The organism is Rhizobium sp. USDA 3886 (genome assembly GCF_056279785.1).
The window spans coordinates 730,644-755,024 of sequence record NZ_JBWCDC010000001.1 but is presented as its reverse complement, the minus strand read 5'-3'; the positions used below and the strand labels follow the sequence as shown (position 1 = coordinate 755,024).

At 60.1% G+C, this 24,381-nt stretch carries 19 protein-coding genes and 1 pseudogene; 9 read left to right on the top strand and 11 right to left on the bottom strand.

The genetic code is table 11. The features are described 5' to 3' along the window. Nucleotides 1-1,020 (bottom strand): UDP-glucuronic acid decarboxylase family protein, encoded by a 1,020-nt coding sequence (locus ACZ9BX_RS03880; protein ID WP_476215837.1) that lies wholly within the window; start codon nucleotides 1,018-1,020, stop codon nucleotides 1-3. Between the two features lie 370 nt (nucleotides 1,021-1,390). On the opposite strand from ACZ9BX_RS03880, the gene ACZ9BX_RS03875 reads away from it, so the two are divergent. Then, nucleotides 1,391-1,711, top strand: a complete 321-nt coding sequence (locus tag ACZ9BX_RS03875; RefSeq protein ID WP_476215836.1) for a hypothetical protein — start codon at nucleotides 1,391-1,393, stop codon at nucleotides 1,709-1,711. Between the two features lie 13 nt (nucleotides 1,712-1,724). Here the strand turns inward: ACZ9BX_RS03875 and ACZ9BX_RS03870 are convergent, their stop codons facing one another. Then, nucleotides 1,725-2,492 carry a helix-turn-helix transcriptional regulator gene (locus ACZ9BX_RS03870; RefSeq protein WP_476215835.1) on the bottom strand — a complete coding sequence of 256 codons (768 nt, stop codon included), beginning with the start codon at nucleotides 2,490-2,492 and terminating at the stop codon, nucleotides 1,725-1,727. Nucleotides 2,493-3,360: 868 nt separating this feature from the next. Between ACZ9BX_RS03870 and ACZ9BX_RS03865 the strand changes: the two genes are divergently transcribed. From ACZ9BX_RS03865 to trmFO, 7 genes are all read left to right on the top strand, one after another. Further along, nucleotides 3,361-4,326 carry a fibrinogen-binding protein gene (locus ACZ9BX_RS03865; RefSeq protein WP_476215833.1) on the top strand — a complete coding sequence of 322 codons (966 nt, stop codon included), beginning with the start codon at nucleotides 3,361-3,363 and terminating at the stop codon, nucleotides 4,324-4,326. Nucleotides 4,327-4,465: 139 nt separating this feature from the next. Further along, nucleotides 4,466-6,457: a hypothetical protein gene (locus ACZ9BX_RS03860; protein WP_476215831.1), complete on the top strand. Its 1,992-nt coding sequence runs from the start codon at nucleotides 4,466-4,468 to the stop codon at nucleotides 6,455-6,457. Nucleotides 6,458-6,480: 23 nt separating this feature from the next. Continuing rightward, nucleotides 6,481-8,745, top strand: a complete 2,265-nt coding sequence (locus tag ACZ9BX_RS03855; RefSeq protein WP_476215829.1) for a type I secretion system permease/ATPase — start codon at nucleotides 6,481-6,483, stop codon at nucleotides 8,743-8,745. Beyond that, nucleotides 8,735-10,081: an HlyD family type I secretion periplasmic adaptor subunit gene (locus ACZ9BX_RS03850; protein ID WP_476215827.1), complete on the top strand. Its 1,347-nt coding sequence runs from the start codon at nucleotides 8,735-8,737 to the stop codon at nucleotides 10,079-10,081. Before ACZ9BX_RS03855 ends, ACZ9BX_RS03850 begins: the two co-directional genes overlap by 11 nt. A gap of 86 nt (nucleotides 10,082-10,167) precedes the next feature. Next, nucleotides 10,168-10,659, top strand: coding sequence for a hypothetical protein (locus ACZ9BX_RS03845; protein ID WP_476215825.1), 492 nt, complete (start codon nucleotides 10,168-10,170; stop codon nucleotides 10,657-10,659). 129 nt (nucleotides 10,660-10,788) lie between these two features. Beyond that, nucleotides 10,789-12,462 carry a GNAT family N-acetyltransferase gene (locus ACZ9BX_RS03840; RefSeq protein WP_476215823.1) on the top strand — a complete coding sequence of 558 codons (1,674 nt, stop codon included), beginning with the start codon at nucleotides 10,789-10,791 and terminating at the stop codon, nucleotides 12,460-12,462. 60 nt (nucleotides 12,463-12,522) lie between these two features. Beyond that, nucleotides 12,523-13,956, top strand: coding sequence for a methylenetetrahydrofolate--tRNA-(uracil(54)-C(5))-methyltransferase (FADH(2)-oxidizing) TrmFO (gene trmFO, locus ACZ9BX_RS03835; protein WP_476215821.1), 1,434 nt, complete (start codon nucleotides 12,523-12,525; stop codon nucleotides 13,954-13,956). 3 nt (nucleotides 13,957-13,959) lie between these two features. On the opposite strand, the gene ACZ9BX_RS03830 is transcribed toward trmFO, so the two are convergent. The 5 genes and pseudogenes from ACZ9BX_RS03830 to yajC form a co-directional block, all read right to left on the bottom strand. After that, nucleotides 13,960-14,430 carry a hypothetical protein gene (locus ACZ9BX_RS03830; RefSeq protein ID WP_476215819.1) on the bottom strand — a complete coding sequence of 157 codons (471 nt, stop codon included), beginning with the start codon at nucleotides 14,428-14,430 and terminating at the stop codon, nucleotides 13,960-13,962. A gap of 72 nt (nucleotides 14,431-14,502) precedes the next feature. Beyond that, on the bottom strand, nucleotides 14,503-15,354 hold the full coding sequence (locus tag ACZ9BX_RS03825; RefSeq protein WP_476215818.1) for a phytoene/squalene synthase family protein: 852 nt from the start codon (nucleotides 15,352-15,354) through the stop codon (nucleotides 14,503-14,505). 2 nt (nucleotides 15,355-15,356) lie between these two features. Beyond that, a complete protein-coding gene (locus tag ACZ9BX_RS03820) occupies nucleotides 15,357-15,743 on the bottom strand; it encodes an Mth938-like domain-containing protein (protein ID WP_132561797.1) in 387 nt (128 codons plus the stop codon). Between the two features lie 3 nt (nucleotides 15,744-15,746). Then, nucleotides 15,747-18,280, bottom strand: a pseudogene (gene secDF, locus ACZ9BX_RS03815) (protein translocase subunit SecDF). 43 nt (nucleotides 18,281-18,323) lie between these two features. Then, nucleotides 18,324-18,671, bottom strand: a complete 348-nt coding sequence (gene yajC / locus ACZ9BX_RS03810; RefSeq protein ID WP_476215816.1) for a preprotein translocase subunit YajC — start codon at nucleotides 18,669-18,671, stop codon at nucleotides 18,324-18,326. Nucleotides 18,672-18,881: 210 nt separating this feature from the next. On the opposite strand from yajC, the gene ACZ9BX_RS03805 reads away from it, so the two are divergent. Beyond that, on the top strand, nucleotides 18,882-19,754 hold the full coding sequence (locus ACZ9BX_RS03805; protein WP_476215812.1) for an ATP-binding protein: 873 nt from the start codon (nucleotides 18,882-18,884) through the stop codon (nucleotides 19,752-19,754). A 75-nt stretch (nucleotides 19,755-19,829) separates the two neighbouring features. Here ACZ9BX_RS03805 and ACZ9BX_RS03800 read toward each other — a convergent pair whose 3' ends face one another. The 4 genes from ACZ9BX_RS03800 to serS all read right to left on the bottom strand — a co-directional run bounded on the left by ACZ9BX_RS03800 (nucleotide 19,830) and on the right by serS (nucleotide 24,310). Further along, nucleotides 19,830-21,422, bottom strand: a complete 1,593-nt coding sequence (locus tag ACZ9BX_RS03800) for a peptidoglycan DD-metalloendopeptidase family protein (RefSeq protein WP_476215810.1) — start codon at nucleotides 21,420-21,422, stop codon at nucleotides 19,830-19,832. Nucleotides 21,423-21,594: 172 nt separating this feature from the next. Continuing rightward, nucleotides 21,595-22,248, bottom strand: a complete 654-nt coding sequence (locus tag ACZ9BX_RS03795; RefSeq protein WP_027509313.1) for a protein-L-isoaspartate(D-aspartate) O-methyltransferase — start codon at nucleotides 22,246-22,248, stop codon at nucleotides 21,595-21,597. Nucleotides 22,249-22,254: 6 nt separating this feature from the next. After that, the gene (surE, locus tag ACZ9BX_RS03790) at nucleotides 22,255-23,022 is read right to left on the bottom strand and encodes a 5'/3'-nucleotidase SurE (protein WP_132561791.1); all 768 of its coding nucleotides are present in this window, start codon (nucleotides 23,020-23,022) and stop codon (nucleotides 22,255-22,257) included. 4 nt (nucleotides 23,023-23,026) lie between these two features. After that, a complete protein-coding gene (serS, locus tag ACZ9BX_RS03785; RefSeq protein ID WP_476215807.1) occupies nucleotides 23,027-24,310 on the bottom strand; it encodes a serine--tRNA ligase in 1,284 nt (427 codons plus the stop codon). Between the last annotated feature and the right edge of the window lie 71 nt (nucleotides 24,311-24,381).

Below are 24,381 nucleotides of genomic sequence, written 5' to 3'. Positions count from 1 at the left end.
TCATACAGCCTCCACTACCCTTGCCTCGGAAAGACGCGCCTCGAAATAATCGATCGTCCTTCCAAGACCCATTTCCAGAGGAATACGCGGCTGCCAGCCAAGTTTCGCCTGCGCCTTCGTAATGTCCGGCCGCCGCTGCTTGGGGTCGTCGGTGACACGCGGTAAATGAACGATGCGCGAGCGCGAATTCGTCATCTCGCGGATCATTTCGGCGAGCTGACGCACCGGGATTTCGGCGGGATTGCCGAGATTGATCGGTCCGGTGCATTTTTTCCCGGCCGCCGCGAAACGAAGAAAACCTTCGATCAGATCGTCGACGTAGCAGAAGGAGCGGGTCTGCGAGCCATCGCCGTAAATAGTGATGTTCTTGTTCTGCAGGGCCTGGACGATGAAGTTCGACACCACGCGGCCGTCATCCGGTCGCATGCGCGGCCCATAGGTGTTGAATATCCGGCCGACCCGGATATCGACACCGTAGGTTCGATGATAGTCGAAGAACAGCGTCTCGGCGCTGCGCTTTCCCTCGTCATAGCAGGCACGCGGACCGACCGGGTTGACGTTGCCGCAGTAGCTCTCGCGCTGCGGGCTATGCTCCGGATCGCCATAGACCTCGGACGTTGAGGACTGCACGATCGTCGCTCCGTTCCGCCGTGCCAGGTCAAGCGCATTGACGGCGCCAAGCACATTGGTGAGCAGGGTTCCGACCGGATCGCGCTGATAATCCGGCGGAGAAGCCGGGGACGCGAAATTGAAAATCAGCGCCGCATCCACGTCAAACGGACTGCGAACATCGTGCTCGACGATGCGGAACCGCGAAAATGGCCGGAGATGGTGGACGTTGGATCGGCGGCCGGTGGAGAAATTATCCAGACAGATAACCTCGTGGCCGCCCTTGAGAAGCCGCTCGCACAGGTGGGAACCGAGGAACCCGGCACCTCCATTGACGAGCACTTTCTTGGGTGTCCGGCCAGATAGACGATCATAACCGGAACAGATTTCGTTGGGAACGAAACTACGCATTACAAACTCCTTCCCAGTAGGATCACAAACACTGATCCCTATATTCTAGTAACTCTCCTTCAGTCTCCAGATTTACTCCGAAGCGGAATAGATAAATACTTGTACTACCAAAGTGGAGTTACGTTTCACTTGCCAATTCAAGTCTATCTATGGTTGATGATATGACGCTTTGCTGTCCCGTCAACATGAAAAGCATTGACTATTTCTAATTGATTACTCTTATAGTACAGCTGAGATAAGCGTGTTTAATCCTGCTTAACTATATTGGATTTGATTATAAAATCGCAACGCAAGCTTCGCTCAACCGATACGGGCTAGACATTGGAGCTGAAGGCAGGCAAAAGGACTGCCGTGTTCGGGGATTTGCGCAATGCGGAACTTTGATTTCACCGGAATACGGACTTCGGATGCTGCCCGCAGGACTGCGCTGGCTTTCGGGCTGATGCTGATGGCGGCAGGGCCGATTTCCTGCGCGGCCGTCGATGACCTGGCACTCGCATCCAACGCGAAGCCGGCAAAGATGGTGGTTGCCAAGGTGCCGCACACCAGCAAGGTCTACAGCTATTCGGCGGCGAACGGCAAAGCGCCGGTGAGCGCGGGCGCCAAGGTTTATCACGGATCCGCACCGTGGATCTGTACGCCAAGCGGCTTCGGCCAGAAGTCGCGCTGTTTCGCGCGACCGGCTATCTAACGGCCAGACAGAATTAGTTTCGCCATCTACCGGATGCGTTGGCAGCTTCATTGTTGAAGAAGCGCGATGCGGCCTCGGTGCGGTTGCGGACGTTCATCTTCTTATAGATGTTCCGCACATGAACCTTCACCGTGTTTTCAGAAAGATGCAGCTCATCGGCGATGATCTTGTTCTGCGTGCCCTTGCAGATCAGATCAAGGATCTGAACTTCGCGGGTGGTGAGCGCGGAAAGGTCGCCTTGGCGAAGCCTTAGAGCACCGGCACCAGCTGCCGCGACCGACTTCGACTCGTAAAGCGATTTCTCCGGCTGCGCGGCTGTGAGCCGGTTAAGCAACGCCGAAGGGAAATGCTCGCCGCCCTTCATCAAAAGATCGACGGCTGCCATGAACACGTCCAGGCGAAGATTGAGCGGCAGCACGCCGTCGATGACCCGTGCTTCGACCAGCCGGTTTATGTAGGGTTCCAGCATGTCGATCGCCTCGACGACGAGACCGATCGACGTCGAGGGGTGATTGTCCCGCACGACCTGAAGCGCCTCGTTCAATTCGACGCCTGCTATATGATAGAAGAGCACGAGCTTGGCATCGTTTGCGTCGTTCTCCAGCATGGCCTTTGAATAGCCCTTGCTGACCACTTCGCAGCCAGAAAATTTCTTCGCCAAAGCCTCTGCCAGGCATTCGGAGAACAAATCCGCATTTGCAATGACCAGTATTGTGTCTCCGGCCGGGCCGAACTTTCGGCTTTGGTCGGCATCCCCCGTCTTTGACGCCGTCATGAACATTTACGCCTCCCCATAGCGCTACACGTTACAGATGCTTTGGGCGATACTGTGAAAACACCCAAAGAGGTGTACCCTAAAATTTTCTGCCTTAGTTATTAGCCATTTCTTAATTATGGTAATATGAACAGATACGAAAATAAATGGCCCAAATGGGTTAGTTTTTGCCAATTTAAAGTGATATTTTCTATTGTTACGGTTGCATAGGCGTAAGATAGCTAACTTCTGGGCTATATGTTCCAATATTTTTGGCTCAAAATGGTATTCATGTGCCAATAATAAAAGACAGACTATTTTTGGTATTTTACCATTGGGGCAATGAACTAAAAAGTTACTTATGAAAACCTTCCTGCCTTAAATCCGGCAAGCTGAACCTTCAGAACGCCGGGCCGGCGCCCCCGCGGCATCAGTATGCGAGGGCGCGGCTGGATATCCGGGTGCCCCACCGATCTGTTCATCCATGATTACCTTTGGCCATTACTAGTAACTCCCGATTCGCTAGCCCGAATTGGTATCTATCAACAAACTATTTTCTCGACCACAGTCGCATCGTTGCCAAATGGCGACATGGGAGGCGTCGAATATCACCTAGTGCCTGCGGTATCGCGGCGTCTCAGCTGGGGTAATTCAAGGAAATAAGCGCATGAAATCTGCAATATTACTATTGCGGAACCGGATGCCTGCGCCTTTGTACTGAGTAACGCGCAGTTCAACAAGGGTTTGGTCTACAAACCAAAACGTCAAATGCAGGTGAAAAGGTACTGCTTACATCTGCCGATCTGTAACAGTATCGGAGCAAGCGCGAGCAAAATCCCGTTGAGATGAAAGGGATTTCGAAGGCTGCTCCGAATTTTTTTGGAGATAAAGCGAAATGACTAACTACAACTATCCGAATGGCGGCGATGAGACCGAGACGAATGTCGGCGCACTTGCCGATGGTTTCGCCAATACCGCCATCAATGATACTGACGTCGACGACGGCTCCACCGGCTATGTCGGCGGCATCGCCAATGGTGACAATCGCAACAACACAGACAACAGCCTCGATGTCGACGTGGACTCCAAGATCGATGTCGATGCCAATAACGGCGACAACCGCGACAATGAATATGACTGGAGCTACGACAACAAGGAAGTGACCGTCACTGATATCGATACCGATATCAAGACGACCACTATCACCGATACCGACGTCAAAACCGACTATGACTGGAGCTACGACAGCAAGTCGTACAGTGACAACGACGTCATCACCAGTACAAAGACGGAAACGGAAACGGATATCAAGACGATTACCGACACCGATATCAAGACGATAACCGATACGAACAGCCACAATACGACGACAACCGACAGCTTCAACAAGACGGATACAGACTTCGCCGTTCTGGAAGACGTCAAGGATTTTGACAACCTCGGGATCGCCGGCGGCAACCTCAACATCGGTGACAACTTCTCGTTCACGCTTGATGTCGACAACATCCTCAACAGCTCGCTCGGTGCCGGCGGAAACGGCTTCAGCGCCGTCCAGGCAAACCATCTTGCCGACCAGGACAGCGCCTGGAACATCAGGATGGATAACTCAGGGGCCCAAAACCATCTCAACGCAGACGGCGGCAAGGCCTTCGGCTCGGAAGGCATCGATATCAACGATTGCGGCTGGGAAGGCGGCGCGGGCGATGACGTCACAGGCGCCAGCACGACAGACGCGTCTGCGATCATTGCCAATTCCGGCTTCCATCTGGAAGTCGTCCAGGGCGCCAACCTGCTCAGCAATGCCTTCGAAAGCAACGTTGGCAGCAACGTGGCCGGCGACGACACCGACGCTGGAGCCTGACCTCCAACCAGTCCAGAAACAAGCTGCACCGGCATCCGCCGGTGCAGCTTGGCGGCTTGAGGCGCGGCTGGGAAGGACTCGTCATAGATGAGTTTGCCGCCTTTCGGGCCGGACACCGTGTTGAACGGGAGGGGCCGTCATGCATGCAGAGAAGATTTCCGAAATCGTTGCCCATTTCATCGGCTTATTCGGCGCTGCCACCGATGAAGCGCGGATGCGAAGCAATTACCTGGACGGCGCCCATCCGCGCGAAGCAGATCCTTCGCTGTCAGAGGACGAGCCTTTCAGCCCGGCCTTCGCTTCGCACCTTCAACTGAAAGATTACGATCCGGGCGTCGATTACCGCTCCGTCAGCTATGATGTGAACTACGAGCATCCCCGCCAACTCGGTGGCATATTCGAAGAGACCTTGAAGAAGCTTGCCGAGATTGCATCGCGCGATCTCAGCGCTCCGCACTTCGGCGCCAGTGTCTATCTTCCGGGCGAGGAAGAAGACCTTGAGGTCTTCCAGGGACCAGGGTCGGTCATCAGTCATGTCGCCCAGGCGAATATGCTGATCGACGACGACAATCTGAATATGACCGGCGAGCAGCCGGAACTGCGCGACACGAGCTTCGTCACGCACCGCCTCATGGAATTCAGCGAGAAGGCGGAAGCCTTTACGCCCTTCTCTTCCTATGATCGCGTCGATACGCAGGAGGACCTGCGGGCGATCGCGGACGACATTCACGAGTACATCCAGGCGGCACGCGCGAGCGGCCCTCCGGTGATGGAAGGCGGCCCACCGCAGATTTTCGTGCTCGCCGACGACCAAATCGACGGCCCTTATGTGAACGGTCAACTCGTCGCAGAAGCGCCTTCAATCGATGACTTCATGCCCGACCGCGGCATCGCAACGCCGCCGACGGAACCGGAAAAGAGCGACGTACCCCTGGAACAGGACGGCAACAGCCTCGTTGTGGCGGCAGGCGCGAATGTGCTTGCAAACGTGGTGGAGGTCACCGCGACGGCGATCATGTCGCCGGTTACCGCCGTCATGGGCGACTACCATCAGATTGACGCAATCTCGCAGGTTTACGTCTACAGCGATCGCGACGAGATCGCTTCCGTCTTCAACCAGGACAACAGCGCGGCGACCGTTGCGAAGAACATCGCGATTTTCGAGCGCAGCACTTACGACAATGGAGAGCCGGAAGCCGCAGCATCGTCGGAGGAGACGATCTTCCCGACGGCCTGGCGCGTCAGCGTGGTCGAGGGCGATGTCTCGTTTGTGAACTGGATCGAGCAGTACCACTTCATCAGCGACAACGACACGATGACCGTGACGACGAGCGGTTCGGAGGCAACGGTGCTGACCGGCGGTAATTCCACCGTCAACCTTGCCTCCTTCCTCGGGATCGGCATTCAATATGACCTGATCATCGTCGGCGGCGACATTCTCGACATGAATGTCATTTCACAGATCGCCATACTCTACGACAATGACTGGGTACGCGCCGAAGACGGTGCTCCGGGAGCGACCGTTCAAGCCGGCAACAATCTGATTTGGAACCTCGCTTCCATCCACAACGTCGGCGGGAACGACCGTTTCGAGGCGATGCCGGACTATGTGGTACAGACGCAGAAGGCAATCGAAGACCGCGAAGCGGCGATGCCGGCCGGGCTGGCGCATGACGTCAATTTCGAAGGCTATGCCGGACTCAACGTTCTCTACATCACCGGCAATCTCTACGATGTAAACATCGTCAAACAGGTGAGCATCCTTGGTGATTCCGACGACGTGACGCTGGCGGTCTCGGACATTCTCGAGCACAACGCGGGCGCCGACATCCAGATCGATACCGGCAGCAATGCGGTCGTCAACATCGCGCAGATCACCGACTACGACAGCTTCGGCCAGACGACCTACTTGGCCGGCCAACTCTATTCGGATGCCATCCTGATCCAGGGCGGTCTGGTGGAGCATGACACATCACAGCCGAACAGCGATCATCTCGCCAATGAAGTTATCGCATTCCTCGGGGAGGACGAGCCGCTAAGCGGATCCGAGGACGGCGTCATCAATCCAGATCATGACCTTTCATGGACGCTGGCTCAACCGGCCGACGTAATGCAAACCGTCGTCGCATAACCGGAGCCAGTGGGAGACGTTACATGAATCATATCTCAAAACATACACTTGCCGCCAACCGCTCGCTCCGACTGGGTCCCACAGGCCGTATTGACGACACGCTGACAGGCGCCTGCATATCGGCGATCGACGACGCGGTGGCGAGCCTGCGAAAGCTCATGGAGAACCGCATGGCGCCGGCACAGTCCGTTTCGCCCACCAAGCCGGAAGCCGCAAAAGCCCCGAAACCGAGTGAGAATCCAGCGGAAGAAACGCTCCCGCTGGTTCCCCTGCGCTCCCGAGCCGCCGTTCACCCTGCGCCATCGCCACGGCAGGCGGATGCAGAGGAATTCGTTGCCCGGCAGACACCCGACACGCCGGTCGTGCCGCTCACGCCACCGGCCGATCAGAGCGAAGCAAAGGCCAACCCCGCAGTTCCCTTCGCCAAAACCATCGATGGCAACCGCGGCCCGATCAAGGAAAACGAGCGCCGCCAGCGCAGCGATGGTGGCAGCAACGGCAAGACTCCGGATTTCGGCGGTGGCGGCGGTGGTGGCGGCGGCGGCGCCAGCTTCCACAAGCGAAGCGAACCGGTGAATTTTGCCGTCAGCCTTGCCAGGGGCATCGCTGCCGTCCGGCGCAACATGGTCATCGTGATGGCCTTCACGATCGCGATCAACGTGCTGCTGCTGGCGATCCCTCTCTACCTCTTCCAGATATCGGACCGCGTGCTGACAAGCCGCTCTATCGATACGCTGGTCATGCTCACGGTTGCCGTTCTCGGCGCCGTCATCCTGCAGGCCTTCATGGATTCGATCCGGCGCTTCATTCTGATGCGCACGGCGGTCGAACTCGAGGTGCAGCTCGGCGCGCCAATCCTGAGTGCCGCCGCCCGCGCCTCGCTTCACGGCAACGGGAAGGACTACCAGACGCTGCAGGATCTGCAGCAACTACGCTCCTTCCTGACCTCGGGGACGCTCATCGCTTTTCTCGATGCGCCGCTGATGCCGCTCTTCGTCGTCGTGGTCTATCTCGTGCATCCGCATCTCGGCTTGATCATCATGATCTGCTGCGCGGTGCTCTTCGTCATCGCCTATCTGAACCAGAAGTTCACAGCCCGCCAGTTTGCAGAGGCGAACGGCTATCTCAGCCGCGCGAACTTCCACCTCGATTCCATGTCGCGCAACTCACAGATCATCAACGCGCTCGCCATGATCCCCGAAGCGGTGAAGATGTGGGGTCGCGAGACGGCCGGCTCGCTGAAATCCCACGTCTCGGCGCAGGACCGGAATATTGTCTTCTCCGGCGTCTCGAAGGCCTGCCGTATGATCACGCAGGTCGCATTGCTCGGCTGGGGCGCCCATCTGTCGCTTTCGGGCGAAATGACGGGCGGCATGGTGATTGCGGCGTCGATCGTTTCTGGACGCGCGCTGGCGCCGATCGAAGGTGCAATCGAAGGCTGGCAGCAATTCAACAAGTCGGCGTCTGCCTTCGGCAGGATCAAGCAGTTGCTTGTCACCTCGCCACTGAACTTCCCGCGGCTGCGCCTTCCCAATCCGGAAGGCCGGCTGGATGTCGAGCGCATCCTCTTCGTTCCGCCGCCACAGAAGAAGGTTATCTTGAACGGCATCTCCTTTTCCCTGAAGAAGGGAGAGTCGCTGGCGATCATTGGCAATTCCGGTTCCGGCAAGACGACGCTCGGCAAGATGCTCGTAGGCTCGATCCTGCCGACCTCCGGCAACGTGCGCCTGGACCTTATGGATCTGCGCAACTGGGACCAGCGGCAGTTCGGCGAAAGCATCGGCTATCTGCCGCAGGACGTTCAGCTCTTCCCCGGCACGATCAAGGCCAACATATCGCGCATGCGCGACGACGTCGAAGATCAGCAGATCTTCGAGGCGGCCGTGCTTGCCGACGTGCATGAGCTGATCGCGAGCTTTCCGCAGGGCTACGAGACAATGGTTGCCGCCGACGGTGCTCCGCTGTCCGGTGGCCAGAAACAGCGCATCGCGCTTGCCCGCGCGTTTTTCGGCGATCCGAAGTTCGTCGTTTTGGACGAGCCGAACTCCAATCTCGATTCGCAGGGCGAGGCAGCACTTGCGCGTGCCCTCATCCACGCGAAGAAAAAGGGCATCACGACGGTAACGATCACGCAGCGCCCCGCCCTGCTTCAGTGCGTCGACAAGATCCTGCTTCTGAAGGAGGGCTCCGTCGCCATGTTCGGCGAGCGCATCGAAGTCCTGGAGGCGCTTTCCAAGAATAACGGCCGGCCGCAACCGCGTATTGAAGGTAACGACAATGGTGAGTAAGAAACTGCAACCGGCCGGCAACGCGATCGAATGGTACAGCGAAGTGCCGCGCTCCATCCGCTATCACAGCATAATCGGGCTCGGCGTCCTTTTCGCCTCTTTCGGCGGCTTCGGCTTCTGGGCGGCAACCGCACCGCTTGCCTCCGCAATCATTGCGCAGGGCAGCTTTGTTGCGACCGGCAACAACAAGATAGTGCAGCATCTCGAAGGCGGCATCATCAAGGACATGAGCGTCAACGAGGGCGATGTCGTCAAGGAAGGCGATGTCCTCGTGACGCTCGACCCGACGGCGGCGGTCTCCAACGAGCGGATGCTGAAACTGCGGCGCTTGCGCCTGGAAGCGGTGGTGGCGCGGTTGCGCGCCGAAGCCGAAGGCGTCCAGCAATTCAAGATACCCGAAATCGTCATGGCCGCAGCGAGCGATCCGGATGTCAACGCGATCATCCAGAGCCAGAACGTCATTTTCCACAGCAAGCAGATCAAGCTGGAAGAACAACTCAATCTCATCGAGAAGAACATCAAATCTTTGGAATACCGCTTCAAAGGCTACAACGGCCAGAGGGAGTCCTTCGAGCGCCAGCTGGCTCTTCTGACCGAAGAGCGCGATTCCAAGGCCCGCCTCGTCAAGGTAGGCTACATGCGCAAGACCGATCTCCTGGCCATTGAACGCGCCATGGCCGATGTGTTAGGCGATATTTCGCGATTGACCGGCGAACTCAATGAAAGCGAGGCGGAAATCGCCAAGTTCCGCCAGGAAGCGGTCATCGCCGTAAACTCCAACAAGCAGGCCGCACTCGACGCGCTAGAAACCGCCGAATCCGAACTCGACAGCGTGCGCGAGCAGGTTCGCGAAGCAGCAGGCATTCTCGAGCGCACGATCATCCGCTCGCCGGTCAACGGCACCGTGGTGCGCACCTATTATCATACGGCCGGCGGCGTCATCACCACCGGCAAGCCGATCATGGAAATTCTGCCTGCACATGTGCCGCTCATCATCGAAGCGCAGGTGCTGCGCACGTCGATCGATCAATTGCATGAGGGACAGACGGCGTCCATCCGCCTTTCCGCGCTCAACCGGCGCACGACGCCGGTGTTGAACGGCAAGGTCTTCTACGTCTCCGCGGACTCGATCGAGGAAAATGCCGGACAGCAAGTGAAGGATGTCTATATCGTCCGTGTCCAGATACCCGACGACGAGATCCGCCGCGTTCACGGCTTCCGTCCGGTACCCGGCATGCCGGCCGATGTGCTGATCCAAACATCCGAACGCACGTTCTTCGAATATCTGACGAAACCGATCACCGACAGCATGTCGCGTGCATTCAAGGAACGCTGATGGCGGCAGGCAGGAGAAGAAAACAAAAGCCTCCCGCTGCGATCTGAAGTATCGTTTCAGCAAAGGATCGACGGAGGGAGGCTTTCATGGCGGCGATGTCTGACGTGCTGCTGCGGGTCGGCCGCCTGAACTATGTCTGGACCAATACGGAAAGCCTGCTGATTTACATCATTGCTCATCTTCTCAAAATCGACAAGGACGCGGCGATCGTCGTGTTCCTGACGCTCAACACGACGCGGGCGAGGATCGACCTGGTCGAGCGCCTCGCCAAGCTGCATTCAACACCCGCGGCAGACCGCAAGGCCGTTCTTCACGCGATGGCGCGCATGAAGAAGGAATCCAAGATGCGCAACAAGTATAACCACTGCATCTATTCCTTCGACGACAAGGGCCAGATCTCCAGTACGCAGATGATGCGCTTCGTCGAGGATGACAAGGAAATTAGCTACGGCAAGGTCGAGCAGCTCGACGAAAAAGAGATTGCGGCGCTGGAGAAATCGATCGCCGAGATCGTCTCGATCAGCCAATCGCTCTGGAACTTCATCAACGCAAGCTCGCATATTTCCGGCGAGCTTTAGCCCCTGGCCCTCCCCCGGGCGGCTAATCATATTTAGTGCAAACGTTTCATCCGAACGGCATATTTGAAGCCCCGCATTTGCCCTTAAAATGAAGCCTCCCGAATATGTAATGGGTATTGGGAGGGGACCATGCGCATTGACGTGATCGACACCGAAGCCGGCTTCGAGGCTGTCCGCGAAGAGTGGGATCGGGTCTATATGGCCGATCCTCATGCGCAACACTTCCTGTCCTGGACATGGCTGAAGTCCTATCTTTTTCATCGCAAACGCTGGTTCATTCTAGCGCTGCGCGAACGCGAAGAGCGCTCGCCTTACGTCGCCTTCTTTCCGCTGCGTATCACGACCCAGCATGATCAGAAGAACGGCATCTTTTTCGACGAGATCATCATGGCCGGCAATTTTTCGGCCGACTATACCGGCTTCCTCGCTCAGCCGAACTATGAGCGGCACGCGATCGCCGGATTTGCCGCCTATCTGAAGCGGCAGAACTGGACGCATCTGAAGCTGGAATACTTCGGCGGCCCTCCGGAGCGGCGTGAAGCACTGGTCCGCGCGCTGCAGGGTCCGGAGGTGATGTTCCGCGACAGTTCTGTGCGCAATCCCGAGAACATAGACAACTGCATCTGCCCGGTCGTCACCCTGCCATCGAGCTTCGACGACTATCTGGAACAGAAGATGAGCAGCCAGACGCGCCAGAAACTGCGGCGCTTCCTGCGCAAGGTCGAGGGCGACGATGACTATCGCATCACCATGGCGACGCCGGAAACCATCGACCGCGACCTCGATATTCTCTTCGACCTGTGGCGGACGAAATGGGTCGGACGCAAGGGCAAGGAACGCACCGAACGGCTGATCGGAGCGACGCGCCAATTGCTGATGGACAGCTTCAAGGACGGCAACCTCGATGTGCCGGTGGTGTGGTACGGCGACCGGCCGCTCGGCGCACTGGCCAACATCATCGACCGGCAGAAGAAGTCGATCCTCTTTTACATCACCGGCCGCGACGAGACCTGGAAGACGCCCTCGCCCGGCCTCATCCTGCATGGCTACTGCATTCGCCGAGCGATAGCAGACGGCTTCAAGACATATGACTTCCTGCGCGGCAACGAGCCCTACAAATACATGTTCGGCGCCGAAGAGCGCCGAGTCAGCTGCACATTGTTTCGCACGCGCAGCGGCCGCAATCTCGGCGACGTGATCCATCCCCGCAGCATCCGCTTCGTCTACGAGCAAGCACTGCAGATGTACCGCGACGGCGCCAAGGCCTATGCCGAAGCGGCGTTCCGGCAGCTTCTCGAAACCGTCCCCGGCCATATGGGTGCCGAATTCGGGTTGGCGAGCCTGCTGTTCGAGAAGGGCAAGCTGCACGAGGCCGAAGCCGGCTTCACGGCGCTTATCGGCCGCGTGGACGATCCGAATCCGGTCTATCTGCGTCTTGGAGAGACACACCTCGCGCTCGGCAGCTACGAGGAAGCTGCGAGGACATTCAGCCGCATCATCGAGCGCTCGCCCTACGACGCGCAGGCGCACTACAAGCAAGGCGTGGCACTGGCGGCGGCCGGCCGTCAGCCGGAAGCTGCACGCGTCTTCGCCATGGTCGAGCGCTATAACTACGACAATCCAGTTCAGCGGAAATTCGCCGAGAAGGCGCGCGAGGCTCTGCGGCGGATCGTCAGCGAAACCGAACAAGCCGCAGGGGCGCCGGTTGGGGCCGCCAAACGGCAGAAGTCATCGCGACGGAACCAGACAGGCAGGGTTTCGGCAAAATTCGAGCGCAGAGCGACGGAACTGGTGCCGGCATGAGGCCTGCGCTTTTTCATGCCGGGAGTTCCCTGTTCGTGCCAGGCGTGATATCAGCCGCGCATGAACAAGACCTCTTCCTATTCCCCTATCCACGTCGTTGGCGGCGGGCTCGCCGGCTCTGAGGCCGCATGGCAGATCGCCAGCGCCGGCGTGCCGGTCGTCCTGCATGAAATGCGCGGCGTGCGCGGCACGGATGCGCACAAGACCGACGGCCTTGCGGAGCTCGTCTGCTCCAATTCCTTCCGCTCCGACGATGCGACGAGCAATGCCGTCGGCGTGATCCATGCGGAAATGCGCATGGCAGGCTCGCTGATCATGGCTTGCGCGGACAAGCATCAGGTTCCGGCGGGCGGCGCGCTCGCCGTCGATCGCGACGGCTTTTCCGAGGCGGTGACGAAGGCAATCCGCGAGCATCCCCTCGTTACCGTCGTTCGTGAGGAAGTGACCGGGCTGCCGCCGAAGGAATGGGATCTGGCGATCGTCGCCACCGGACCACTGACGGCGCCGTCGCTGGCTGCCGCAATCCAGGAGGAAACAGGTGCGGACGCGCTTGCCTTCTTCGATGCGATTGCGCCAATCGTCTATCGCGACAGCATCGACATGGATATCTGCTGGTATCAATCGCGCTACGATAAGGTCGGCCCGGGCGGCACCGGCAAGGACTATATCAACTGCCCGATGGACGAAGACCAGTACAACGCCTTCGTCGACGCGCTGATTGCCGGCGATACGGTCGGCTTCAAGGAATGGGAAGGCACGCCCTATTTCGACGGCTGCCTACCGATCGAGGTAATGGCCGAACGCGGCCGCGAGACGCTGCGCCACGGCCCGATGAAGCCGATGGGACTGACCAATGCGCATAATCCATTGGTGAAGGCCTATGCTGTTGTTCAGCTGCGTCAGGACAATGCGCTCGGCACGCTCTACAACATGGTCGGTTTCCAGACGAAGCTGAAATACGGCACACAGTCGGAAATCTTCCGGATGATCCCCGGTTTGCAGAACGCCGAGTTCGCCCGCCTCGGCGGCCTGCACCGCAACACCTATATCAACTCGCCAACGCTGCTCGATCCGTCGCTGACGCTGAAATCGCGGCCAGGACTGCGCTTTGCCGGCCAGATCACCGGTTGCGAGGGTTATGTCGAAAGCGCCAGCGTCGGGCTGTTGGCAGGGCGTTTCGCCGCTGCCGAGCGCAAAGACGAAACGGTCTCGCTGCCGCCTGCAACGACCGCCCTCGGTTCGTTGCTTGGCCATATCACCGGCGGGCATCTCGTCACCGACGAGGAACCGGGAAAGCGCTCCTTCCAGCCGATGAACATCAATTTTGGCCTGTTTCCCGAGCTGCAGCCGGGTTCCATCGTCAAGCCAGAAGGGGTCAAGCGGTTCCGCGGCAAGGACAAAACCATCCTGAAACGCCAGTTGATCGCCAAGCGCGCGCTTGCCGATTGCGCCGCATGGCTCGGCCAGAGCGCCCCTCTTGCAGAAAGCGCCTGATTTTTATTGCTTGTTGGCTGCCGGCTTTTCGGCCGGCGGCAGCGCAAGGTCTGCGTCGGCGACGTAATTGCCGAGCAGCCAGAGCGAGACTTCGGCCGCCTCCTTGGCGGAGGCGAATTCGAAGACACCGTTATGGTGCGGGTGATCGAGGAAATCGATGACCAGACCCTTGCCCGTTTCCGAACTGACGACGCGCACCCTGCCCGGCTCCAGCACATGGCAGGAGAAGTGGCGGTGCATGTTGCGCATGAAGCCCGCCTTGTTGTCATGCAGACGCACGAACACCACCTGGCCGTCGGCCGTCGCCTGAAGCTGGCGGATCGCCTCGTGCGGGAAGGCGCGGTTGAACTCCAGGATCGCGAGACCGGTGTCGTGAAAGCCCTCCTCGTCCTTGTTCCTGGCGGCCATGCGGGTCGCGACGAAGGCTAGGAGGACCACGAGGGTAAAAATGACGGACCAGACGATAAAGCTCAACGCCGTTTCTCCGATTCAGGCATAGCGGTTATCCACTTATAGTGCCCGAGCCTTGCGCGAATTTGAACAGCTTCAGATTTTCTTGCGCATCAGCGCCAGCGTCATGCCGAGCTGGCGGCGCCATTGCGGCGGTTGCAGCGATTGGTCGAAAAGCGCGGCACCGGCCTTCTGCGCCTTCACGAGCACCGGCTCAGCAAGCGTCACAGGCAAGAAGGCCGGGAAAACGGTCGGCGGGAGCGGCACGGCACGGGCCTTTGCCAGGTGATCGCGGCCGAGGCCGGCGAAGGCCTCGATAGCGGCAGAAATGCGCGCCTTGTCCTTGCCCGCCAGAAAGCTGTCGCGGTCGAGGCCGGTGGCGCTCAGAATTTCAAGTGGAATATAGAGCTGGCCCCGGTGGCGGTGCAGCGGCATCAGAAGCAACGCGCCGGCGACGGCCTGCGCGACGCCGGCATGACCTGCGGCTTCGGTGGAGTTCGCCGCCTCCTCCGCCGACAGGACGAGGCTTGCCAGCTGAATCAGGGCGGACGCCGTTTCACCGGCATAGCCTTCGAGCGAGGTGCGGGTTTCCATCGGATCGTCGTAGAGATCGAAGATACGCGCATCGATCATGTTGACGAGTGTCTGACGCGGCAGGCGGTGGGCTTCGATCGCGCTCAGCAAGGATGCGGCAACAGGATTAGCCTCGGTCGAGCCGTGGGCGCTGCCATCCAACAGATCGCGCCAGTATTGCATGCGGACCTCGCCGGGCAGCGGCTCGTGCACGAGATCGCGGATGCGGGCGAGTTCGGCATTGAAGGTGTAAAGGGCGGCGAGCGCGCCGCGCTTGTCCTCCGAGGACAGTAGACAGGCGAGATAGCGGTCGCGATCACTGTCGCGCAGCATCGCCAGGCAAATCTCCTGGTTGCTCATTGGCTGTTCCGTCATCGTCAGACCGCAATCAGGGCGGCCGCAACGGCGCGGGATTCCGCGAGCATGATGTTGAAGGTGCGGACGGCAGCACCCGTGCTCATCGGGTCAGAGGAGATGCCGCGGACCTTCAGTGCATGCTTCAGCTCCGGCGGCAGGCGGCGAAGTTCGGTGCCCGTCCCGACCAGCAGAACCTCGATATCGCCCGCCTCGTCCAGCACCCTCTGAAAACTGTCGACGGAGAGCGGCTTCGACATATCCATCTCCCAGCCGTAGATACCGGATGGAAGGCAGAGGATGGAGCCGCGATGCGACATATCGGCAAAGCGGAAGCCGCCATTGCCGTACGTGTCGACCGGAGCGCGGCCGGGGAAATGGGCCTCGCGGATTTCAATTCCTTTCGCCATGGCTTACACTGTGGCCTTTCCGGATTTTTCATCGGTGGCGCCATCCTCTTTGTCGTCGAAGGCCTTCGGGCGAAGGCGGAAGAGGATCAGTACCGGTGCTGCTATATAGATGGAGGAGAAGGTGCCGACGGCAACGCCGAAAAGCATGACGAGCGCGAAGGAGCGGATGACCTCGCCCCCGAAAAGATAGAGAGCGAGCAGCGCAAGAAGCGTCGTGGCCGAGGTCAGGATCGTGCGCGACAGCGTCTGGTTGATCGAGGCGTCGATCAGGATTGGCAGCGGCATGCGCGCATAGCGCCTCAGGTTTTCGCGCATGCGGTCGTAAACGACCACCGTATCGTTCAGCGAATAGCCGACGATCACGAGCAATGCGGCGACGCTCGTCAAATTGAATTCGATGCCGGTGACAACGAAGAAACCGAGCGTCAGAATGACGTCGTGCAACGTCGCGATGATGGCGCCGATGGCGAACTGCCATTCGAAGCGGAACCAGATGTAGATGAGGATCGCGGCGAGCGAGGCAAGGATGCCGAGCGTCGCCGTCTTCGTCAGCTCGCCGGAAACCGCGGGGCCGACAGTTTCGACGCGTCGGAAATCATACTGGTCCGCAAGCTCGCTCCGCACAAGCGTGATTGCCGACTGTTCGGCATTTTCGCCGCCGCCTTGGGCTTCAATGCGGATGATGGCGTTTGAGGCATCGCGGAGGCGCCTGGCCTGGACGTCGCCGATATTGACTTCGCCCAGCCGCGCGCGGATGTCATCGAGATCGGCCGGCCCCCTGCTTCGACCTCACTTCGATGACGGAGCCGCCGGTGAAATCGATGCCGAGTTTCATGCCGATCGCCGTTACCGCCAGCATAGAGACGAGCGAAAGGGCCGCAAGCGCGGTGAAGCTGTAGCGGCGGATGCCCATGAAGCGGATGTTCGTGCCGTCGAAGAGATCGGTATGGACGCTCTTGGGCAGATGCTTGAGGCGACGGTGGCGCACCCAGGCAACGACCAGCGGGCGCGTGAAGACGAAAGCAGTGAAAGCCGTCGTTAGAATGCCGATCGCAAGCGTGACCGCAAAACCGCGGATGGCATCGCTTCCGAGATAGAAGAGGATCGCGGCGGCAATCAAGGTCGTGATATTGGCATCGACGACGGTCATAAAGGCTCTCGAATAGCCCACGCCGATCGCCTGATCGAGATGCATGCCGCCTTTTACCTCTTCGCGCATGCGCTCGTAGATCAGAACGGTGGCATCGACCGCAATGCCGATCGTCAGCACGATGCCGGCAACACCCGGCAAGGTCAGCGGCGCTCCGAACAGGCTGAGAACGGCAAGGATCATCATGATGTTGACGACAAGCGCGGCGCCGGCAATCACACCGAGCACGCCGTAGAGCGCCACCATCAGGCCGATCACCAGAACGGCGCCGACGCCCCCTGCGACGAGGCCGGAGCGGATCGAGCCGGCGCCGAGGCCGGGATCGATCGTCCGTTCCTCGACGATCGTCAGCGTGACGGGAAGCGCACCGGAGCGCAGTACCGCGGCAAGATCTTCGGTTTCCTCCGGAGAATAGTTAAGCGCTATCTGTCCTCTATCGCCGGTGACCGGTTCGCGGATATCAGACGTGGCAATGACCTGATCGTCCAACAGGACTGCGAACGACCGCCCCGCATTCTTTCGCGTCAGCTCGCCAAACTGCCTGGCACTCTCGGGATTGAAGCGAAAGGTCAGGATGGAGCTGTCTTCGTCGTTGCCAGGCTTGACCTGGAAATCGCCGAGATCAGCCGACGACAGCACTTCAGCGCGCTCGACAAGGTAGATGTCCGGCGGATCGTCCGGCGAATAGACGATCCGCGAGCGCGACGGTACCGTGCCGCTCATCGCATCCTGCGGCGACACGCTGCTATCAATCAAGTGGAAGGAGAGCCGGCCATCCTGGCTCAAGAGATCCTTGAACCGCTGCGAGTCGGCGAGACCCGGCACCTGGACGGATAATCGATCAGCGCCGCGGGTTTCGATGACGGGATCGATCCCGCCCGCTTCGACGGCGCGGCGGCCGACGATCTCCACGGATTGCGTGAGGGTCGCCGACAGGCTGCGGTCGATCGCTTTGCCGGTGATCTGCAGCGTCAGCTGGCCGTCATTTCCTTTCGAGAGCGTGACTTCGGGATCCGGGGCGCCGGCGGCCGGTGCCGTCACCGGGGTCAGAATGGTGACGGCGCGATCGACCTCACTCGGATCGGTGATGCGGACCTGAATGGTCTGCCCGGTGCCGGCCAGCCCGGGTATAGCGAATTCCGGCTTCGCGCAGCCTGCCGCGCACGCTCGCAACCGTGCTTTCGAGCCGCTCCCTGACGATATCGGAGCGCTCGGCCTTCAGCACGATATGCGAGCCGCCCTGAAGATCGAGGCCGAGGGCCACCCGCTTGTGCGGCAGCCAGCTTGGCAGCGAGGCGTCCGTGAAAAGATTTGGGGCGGCGCAGAGCGCCGCCACAAAGACAATGAGCCAGATCAGAACTGTTTTCCAACTCGAAAAATGGAGCATTTCAGTCTCGACACCTCTGATCCGGCTGCTCTGCCTGCCGGAATTACGCGGCGTCTGCTTTTACGGGCTCGCCCTTCACGCGAACGTCTGCGATACCGCTACGGACCACGCGGACGCGCACGCCTTCAGCGATTTCGACTTCCAATTCCTTGTCGTCGACGACCTTGGTCACCTTGCCGACGAGGCCGCCGGCCGTGACCACCTGGTCACCGCGGCGGATCGCGCTCAGCGTTTCTGCACGCTTCTTGGCCTGGGCGCGCTGCGGACGGATCAGCAGGAAGTACCAGACGACCATCAGTGGCACGAACAGGATGATCATTTCGAAGCCGGAGCCGAAGGGCGACGCAGCGGCATCCGGTGAGGCCTGGGCAAATGCCGGGGTGATGAACATTGATAGGCTCCTCAATTACGGGCGGCGTATATCCGCCTCTCTTTTTCGGGTGGCCGGACTATAGTTGCGGCAAGGATGAATGCAACAAAAACAGCCTGCGGGCGTACCGATTCCCCTGTCTCATAACCTTTCCGCTTTGGAAAGGCCATGCTACTCCGCGTCGAAAAATTTGGCGCGGACGCCGCGGCAGGAAATTCAGGAGGACATGCGATGGCCCAAGAATTGAACAGCGTCATTTTGCAGGAGCTGCGGCGGCTTGCCGACGCGGTCGAGCGGCTGGCGGGTCCGGCACCCGGCCCCAACGACTGGAATGCCGCCGACTGTTTCGTTTGGTCGCCCGCCCGCACGCACCTGCAGCCCGTCGCACGGCCGAACCGTGTGGCCTTGAAACTCATCCGTGGCGTCGACCATGTGCGCGACATCCTGCACGAGAATACGGTGCGTTTTGCCGACGGGTTTGCAGCCAACAACGTGCTGCTCTGGGGCGCGCGCGGCATGGGCAAGTCGTCGTTGGTCAAGGCGGTCCATGAAGACGTTCGCCAGGAAAGCGGCGTTTCGCTGAAGCTCGTAGAGGTGCATCGCGAAGACATTGCGAGCCTGCCGACGCTGCTCGATATCCTGAAGGAAGCGCCGCATCGCGTCATCGTTTTCTGCGACGACCTCTCCTTCGACCATGACGATACCGCCTACAAGTCACTGAAGGCAGCGCTCGACGGCGGCATCGAAGGCCGGCCGGACAACGTGCTTTTCTACGCCACCTCCAACCGCCGCCACTTGCTGCCGCGCCACATGATGGAGAACGAGCAGTCGACCGCCATCAATCCATCCGAGGCCGTCGAAGAGAAGGTATCGCTTTCCGACCGTTTCGGTCTCTGGCTCGGCTTCCACAAATGCAGCCAGGAAGACTACCTCACAATGATCGACGGCTATGCCGAGCATTTCAAGCTGACACTCGACCGCGAGAAGATGCATGCCGAAGCGCTGGAATGGGCAACCACGCGCGGTGCGCGCTCCGGCCGCGTCGCATGGCAGTATATCCAGGATCTTGCAGGGCGCATGCGGATCGCTCTCGCCCGCGGCTAAACAGGCTATGGCCAGTGCAAAACGACAAAAGCCCGGCGGTCGGCCGGGCTTTTGCACTTCCCCGAGACGCTTTACCTATTCGAGGAAGGTGATCGGATTGACCGGCGAGGCGTCCTTGCGGACTTCGAAGTGGACCTGCGGCTGCTTGACGCTGCCGCTCATGCCGGAGACGGCGACGGTTTGTCCGCGCTGGATCTTCTGGCCGCGGGCGACGCTCAGCGTGTCGGCATTGCCGTAGACGGTCACGGTGCCGTCGTCGTGGCGGATGAGAACGGTGTTTCCGAGTTCCTTCAGGCCGTTGCCCGCATAGATGACCACACCGTTTTCGGCGGCCTTGATCGGCGTGCCCTGCGGCACCGAGATGTCGATACCATCATTGCGGCTGCCGTTGACGTTTGCGCCATAGGCCGCGATGACGGCCCCGCGGACCGGCCAACGATATTTGCCGATGCCGGTCGATTCCGGGGCGGCTGAGGCGACGTCGGACTTCTTCTGGACTTCATCGACGGTCTGCGTTGCAACCGGCGGCTGGTAGGAGGCCGGCTGAGCGGAGGCCGTTTCAGCTGCGGCAGGGGACGCAGGCTTCGGTTCGGCCTTGGCCGGAATGGACGCAGTCTTCGTCTGATCGGCGGAAGCGGAGCCGTTCGGGATCGTCAGCGTCTGGCCGATGCGAATCGAGGTTGCCGAGAGATTATTCGCAGCCTTGAGGTCGTCGATCTTCGTGCCAGTCGCCCTGGCAATCTTGGCGAGGGAATCGCCCGGCTTGACCGTGTAAGTGCCGCCGCGTGCTTTCGGATCCTTTCCGGCACCGGCCGCAATCTTGCCCGCGGCAGCATCTGTGCTTGCCTGCGACTTGTCGCGAGCAGCATTCGCAGCCGGCAGGACCGCGAGGTTCTGGTCCGGCGTCTTCGACGGCTGCGGAAGCTTGCCACTCTTGGAAATGTCGGCGGCCTGCGCCGAAGCCTTGGCCGCATTCCTGCCGCCGTTGAAGGTCGGGATGAGGATCGTTTCGCCCGGCTTGATGGCAGCGGCCGACTTCATGTTGTTGACGCGAAGGATTTCCTTTTCGGGAACGCCGTAGCGGTTGGCGAGGGTCGTCAGATTTTCGCCCGGACGAACCAGGACGGAAGGCGCATTAGCGGCGGACCAGCCAGAAACCTTCGGCGTCGTGCCTGTCGTCATCTGATCGGGCGAAGCCAGCTTCGGAGCGGCCTGCATCTGGCGCGGAGCCTGCGATCCCGAGGAAGACGCCGGGAACGGCTGCGCCATCGCGACCTGCTTTTCACGCGACGGCATCGAGGATGCGCCCGCCGGCGCCGCAAGTTCGGTGCGTTGGACGGAAACCGGAGCGGAGGCAAGGCGCGCGCTGGAGCGGGTCGTTGCGGTTGTCGGCGGATAAGGCTGATTCAATGCATTATTGCTGGCATTGTATGAGGGTTGCGCCATTCCGGACTGAAGATCGGCGCTCGGGACAGGATCACCCTGTGAGCCACTCATGTTCCGCCTCGGTACAGAACCGGTCGTCATCTGATCTTGACCCGACCCGGCAAAGAGGCCGCCGAAGCGGGTCACATCCGAACTGCAGCCCGTAGCGGCACTTGCCAACAAGGCAACAAACAAGAGATTGCCGGCCGGCTTTCCGAACTTTGGCGAAACGCTAAAACGCATGACTCGACCCACTCATAACTCAACCATTCGTGGGTATATTAAAGCGCGTTAGTGTTACCACCCGGTTAAAGCGCTGGAATCAGTGCGATTTTTTTGAGGAATTGATAACCATAGTTTTGCGGGTGAGAAATCGCAGACGCCCGACACGCGGAAAATGCCGAGGGAATGCCCGTCAGAGCTGGGAAGCCAGTCTCGGCACGATCGACAGATAGGGCACGTCGAAAAGCTCTTCACGCTCGAAACGGCTGCCGGTCTTCGTCAGCCGCACCATGCGGCACTGGTCCTCGGACATCATCAGCGGTGCGATCATCGAACCGCCGGAGACGAGCTGGTCCGCATAAAAGCGCGGCATGGAATTGAAAGCGGCTGTAACAAGGATGCGGTCGAAAGTCCCCTCGCCCTGCAGGCCATTGCTGCCATCGGCCTGGCGGACGATGACGCTGCGAAGGCCGAGCTGATCCATGCGGCGCTGCGCGTTGGCCGTCAGCGTCTTGTAGCGGTCGATCGTCAAAACGCGCTCGGCAATGCGGCCGATGACAGCTGCGGTGAAACCACTGCCGGTACCCACTTCCAGCACACGCTGGCCGGGCTTCACCTTCAAAAGATAAAGGATACGGACAGCGAGATCGACGCCCTCCAGGAACGACCCGCACTCGATCGGGATCGTCCGGGTGGAATAGGCATCGTCGGCAAATTGCGGCGGCACGAAGAGCGCGCGCGGCGTCTGCTCGACGGCGGTCAGGAGGTCGATGTCCGATATCCCCTCCGCCCGCAGCCTCAGGACAAGTGCTGCAAAACCTTCCTTCTCGACCAGCCGTGCCGTCAAAATGTCCTACTCCGTACCAGAAAGCGCCCGCGCCACGCGGTCCTCCACGGAATAATCGGTCAGATCCAGTTTCAAAGGTGTTACCGAAATCTTATTATGCTTCAGCGCGTGAATATCCGTGCCCTCGGTAAAGGCGCCGGCACGCTCGCCGAACTTCAGCCAGTAATAGGGCAAGCCGCGGCCGTCGGAGCGCGCGTCGACCTGCAGGTTGAAGGCAAGCTTGCCCTGGGCGGTGACTTCGGCGCCCTGCACCTCATCCGGACGGCAGTTCGGGAAGTTGAGGTTGAGGAAGGTGCCTTCAGGCAAGTCAACCTTCATCAGCCTGTCAAGCAGCGCCGGCGCGTGGACCTCGGCGACTTCCCACGGCACGATGCGCGCGCCGTCTGAATAAGTGTAGGCCTGGCTCAGCGCGAAGGAACGCACGCCCTGCATCGTGCCTTCGATGGCGCCGGCGATGGTGCCGGAATAGGTGACGTCGTCGGCGACGTTCGAGCCGGAATTGACGCCGGAAAGCACGAGGTCAGGCTTGATGTCCATCACCTGCTTGATGCCCATGATGACGCAATCGGTCGGCGTACCGCGCAGCGCGAAATGCTTGTCGGCCACCTGACGCAGGCGAAGCGGCTCGGAAAGGCTCAGCGAATGCGCCAGGCCGCTCTGATCCGTTTCCGGCGCGACGATCCAGACGTCGTCGGAAAGGGTACGCGCAATCCGCTCAAGTGCAGCGAGACCTTCGGCGTGGATGCCGTCGTCATTGGTGAGCAGAATGCGCATCGCCTCAGGCCGCCCGTTCGATCTTCGTCAAACCGCCCATATAGGGCAGCAGCGCGTCGGGGATAGTGACCGACCCATCCTCATTCAGGTAGTTTTCGAGAACTGCGATCAGGCAGCGGCCGACAGCAGTGCCGGAGCCATTCAGCGTGTGAACGAACTTCGCGCTCCTATCGTCCTTGCCGCGATAGCGCGCATTCATGCGCCGCGCCTGGAAATCGCCGCAGACCGAACAGGACGAGATCTCGCGGTAGGCGTTCTGTCCCGGCAGCCAGACTTCGATATCGTAGGTCTTGCGCGAACCGAAGCCCATGTCGCCGGTGCAGAGCGTCATCGTGCGGAAATGCAGGCCGAGGCGCTTCAGAACTTCCTCGGCGCAGGCTGTCATGCGTTCGTGCTCGGCGAGCGAGCTCTCGGCATCGGTGATCGACACGAGTTCGCATTTCCAGAACTGGTGCTGGCGCAGCATGCCGCGCGTATCGCGCCCAGCCGAACCGGCTTCCGAGCGGAAGGAGGGGGTCAGCGCGGTGAAGCGGAGCGGTAGCTTTTCCTGCTCGAGAATCTCACCCGAGACAAGATTGGTTAGCGTTACTTCAGCCGTCGGAATCAGCCAACGGCCGTCCGTCGTCCTGAAGAGGTCTTCCGCGAACTTCGGCAGTTGTGCCGTGCCGAACACCGCCTCGTCACGCACCATCAGCGGCGAACTGACTTCGGTATAGCCGTGCTCGCTCGTGTGGAGGTCGATCATGAACTGGCCGAGCGCCCGTTCGAGGCGGGCAAGCGCGCCGGTCAGCACCGTGAAGCGCGAACCGGAAAGCTTTGCGGCGCGCTCGAAATCCATGTAGCCAAGCGCCTCGCCGATTTCGAAGTGTTCCTTCGGCGTGTGATTCCAGCGCGGCTTTTCGCCGATCGTGCGAGCGATGACGTTGTCGTGCTCGTCCTCGCCGACTGGGACGTCGTCGAGCGGAATGTTGGGAATACGCGCCAGGGCGTCGTTGAGCTCGGCCGTCAGCTGGCGGTCGTCCTCTTCGGCGGCCGGCAACGAAACCTTCTTTTCGGCGACTTCGGCCTTCAGCTTTTCGGCAAGCTGGCCGTTCTTCTGCGCCATCGCCGCGCCGATCTCCTTGGAGGCGGCGTTGCGGCGGGATTGCAGGTCCTGCACCTTCTGCACGGCGGAGCGGCGCTTCTCGTCGAGAGCTATGAGGCTTTGGGCCAGGGGCTCCGCACCGCGCTTGGCAAGTGCTTCGTCGAGCGCCTCGGGATTCTCACGGATCCATTTGATATCGAGCATTGTCGTTCCGGGTCGTTACGAAGGACATGACCCGGCCAAAGCCTGACCGGGCCTCGACCGGATAACCTGCA

What these genes read in the sequence shown, in the direction of transcription:
- ACZ9BX_RS03825 (WP_476215818.1), bottom strand. Translation starts at nt 15,354, where the DNA reads ATGACGGAACAGCCAATGAGCAACCAGGAGATTTGCCTGGCGATGCTG.
- ACZ9BX_RS03820 (WP_132561797.1), bottom strand. Translation starts at nt 15,743, where the DNA reads ATGGCGAAAGGAATTGAAATCCGCGAGGCCCATTTCCCCGGCCGCGCT.
- ACZ9BX_RS03850 (WP_476215827.1), top strand. Translation starts at nt 8,735, where the DNA reads ATGGTGAGTAAGAAACTGCAACCGGCCGGCAACGCGATCGAATGGTAC.
- ACZ9BX_RS03840 (WP_476215823.1), top strand. Translation starts at nt 10,789, where the DNA reads ATGCGCATTGACGTGATCGACACCGAAGCCGGCTTCGAGGCTGTCCGC.
- ACZ9BX_RS03800 (WP_476215810.1), bottom strand. Translation starts at nt 21,422, where the DNA reads ATGCGTTTTAGCGTTTCGCCAAAGTTCGGAAAGCCGGCCGGCAATCTC.
- ACZ9BX_RS03870 (WP_476215835.1), bottom strand. Translation starts at nt 2,492, where the DNA reads ATGTTCATGACGGCGTCAAAGACGGGGGATGCCGACCAAAGCCGAAAG.
- ACZ9BX_RS03855 (WP_476215829.1), top strand. Translation starts at nt 6,481, where the DNA reads ATGAATCATATCTCAAAACATACACTTGCCGCCAACCGCTCGCTCCGA.
- surE (WP_132561791.1), bottom strand. Translation starts at nt 23,022, where the DNA reads ATGCGCATTCTGCTCACCAATGACGACGGCATCCACGCCGAAGGTCTC.
- ACZ9BX_RS03865 (WP_476215833.1), top strand. Translation starts at nt 3,361, where the DNA reads ATGACTAACTACAACTATCCGAATGGCGGCGATGAGACCGAGACGAAT.
- trmFO (WP_476215821.1), top strand. Translation starts at nt 12,523, where the DNA reads ATGAACAAGACCTCTTCCTATTCCCCTATCCACGTCGTTGGCGGCGGG.
- ACZ9BX_RS03875 (WP_476215836.1), top strand. Translation starts at nt 1,391, where the DNA reads ATGCGGAACTTTGATTTCACCGGAATACGGACTTCGGATGCTGCCCGC.
- yajC (WP_476215816.1), bottom strand. Translation starts at nt 18,671, where the DNA reads ATGTTCATCACCCCGGCATTTGCCCAGGCCTCACCGGATGCCGCTGCG.
- ACZ9BX_RS03860 (WP_476215831.1), top strand. Translation starts at nt 4,466, where the DNA reads ATGCATGCAGAGAAGATTTCCGAAATCGTTGCCCATTTCATCGGCTTA.
- ACZ9BX_RS03845 (WP_476215825.1), top strand. Translation starts at nt 10,168, where the DNA reads ATGGCGGCGATGTCTGACGTGCTGCTGCGGGTCGGCCGCCTGAACTAT.
- ACZ9BX_RS03880 (WP_476215837.1), bottom strand. Translation starts at nt 1,020, where the DNA reads ATGCGTAGTTTCGTTCCCAACGAAATCTGTTCCGGTTATGATCGTCTA.
- serS (WP_476215807.1), bottom strand. Translation starts at nt 24,310, where the DNA reads ATGCTCGATATCAAATGGATCCGTGAGAATCCCGAGGCGCTCGACGAA.
- ACZ9BX_RS03805 (WP_476215812.1), top strand. Translation starts at nt 18,882, where the DNA reads ATGGCCCAAGAATTGAACAGCGTCATTTTGCAGGAGCTGCGGCGGCTT.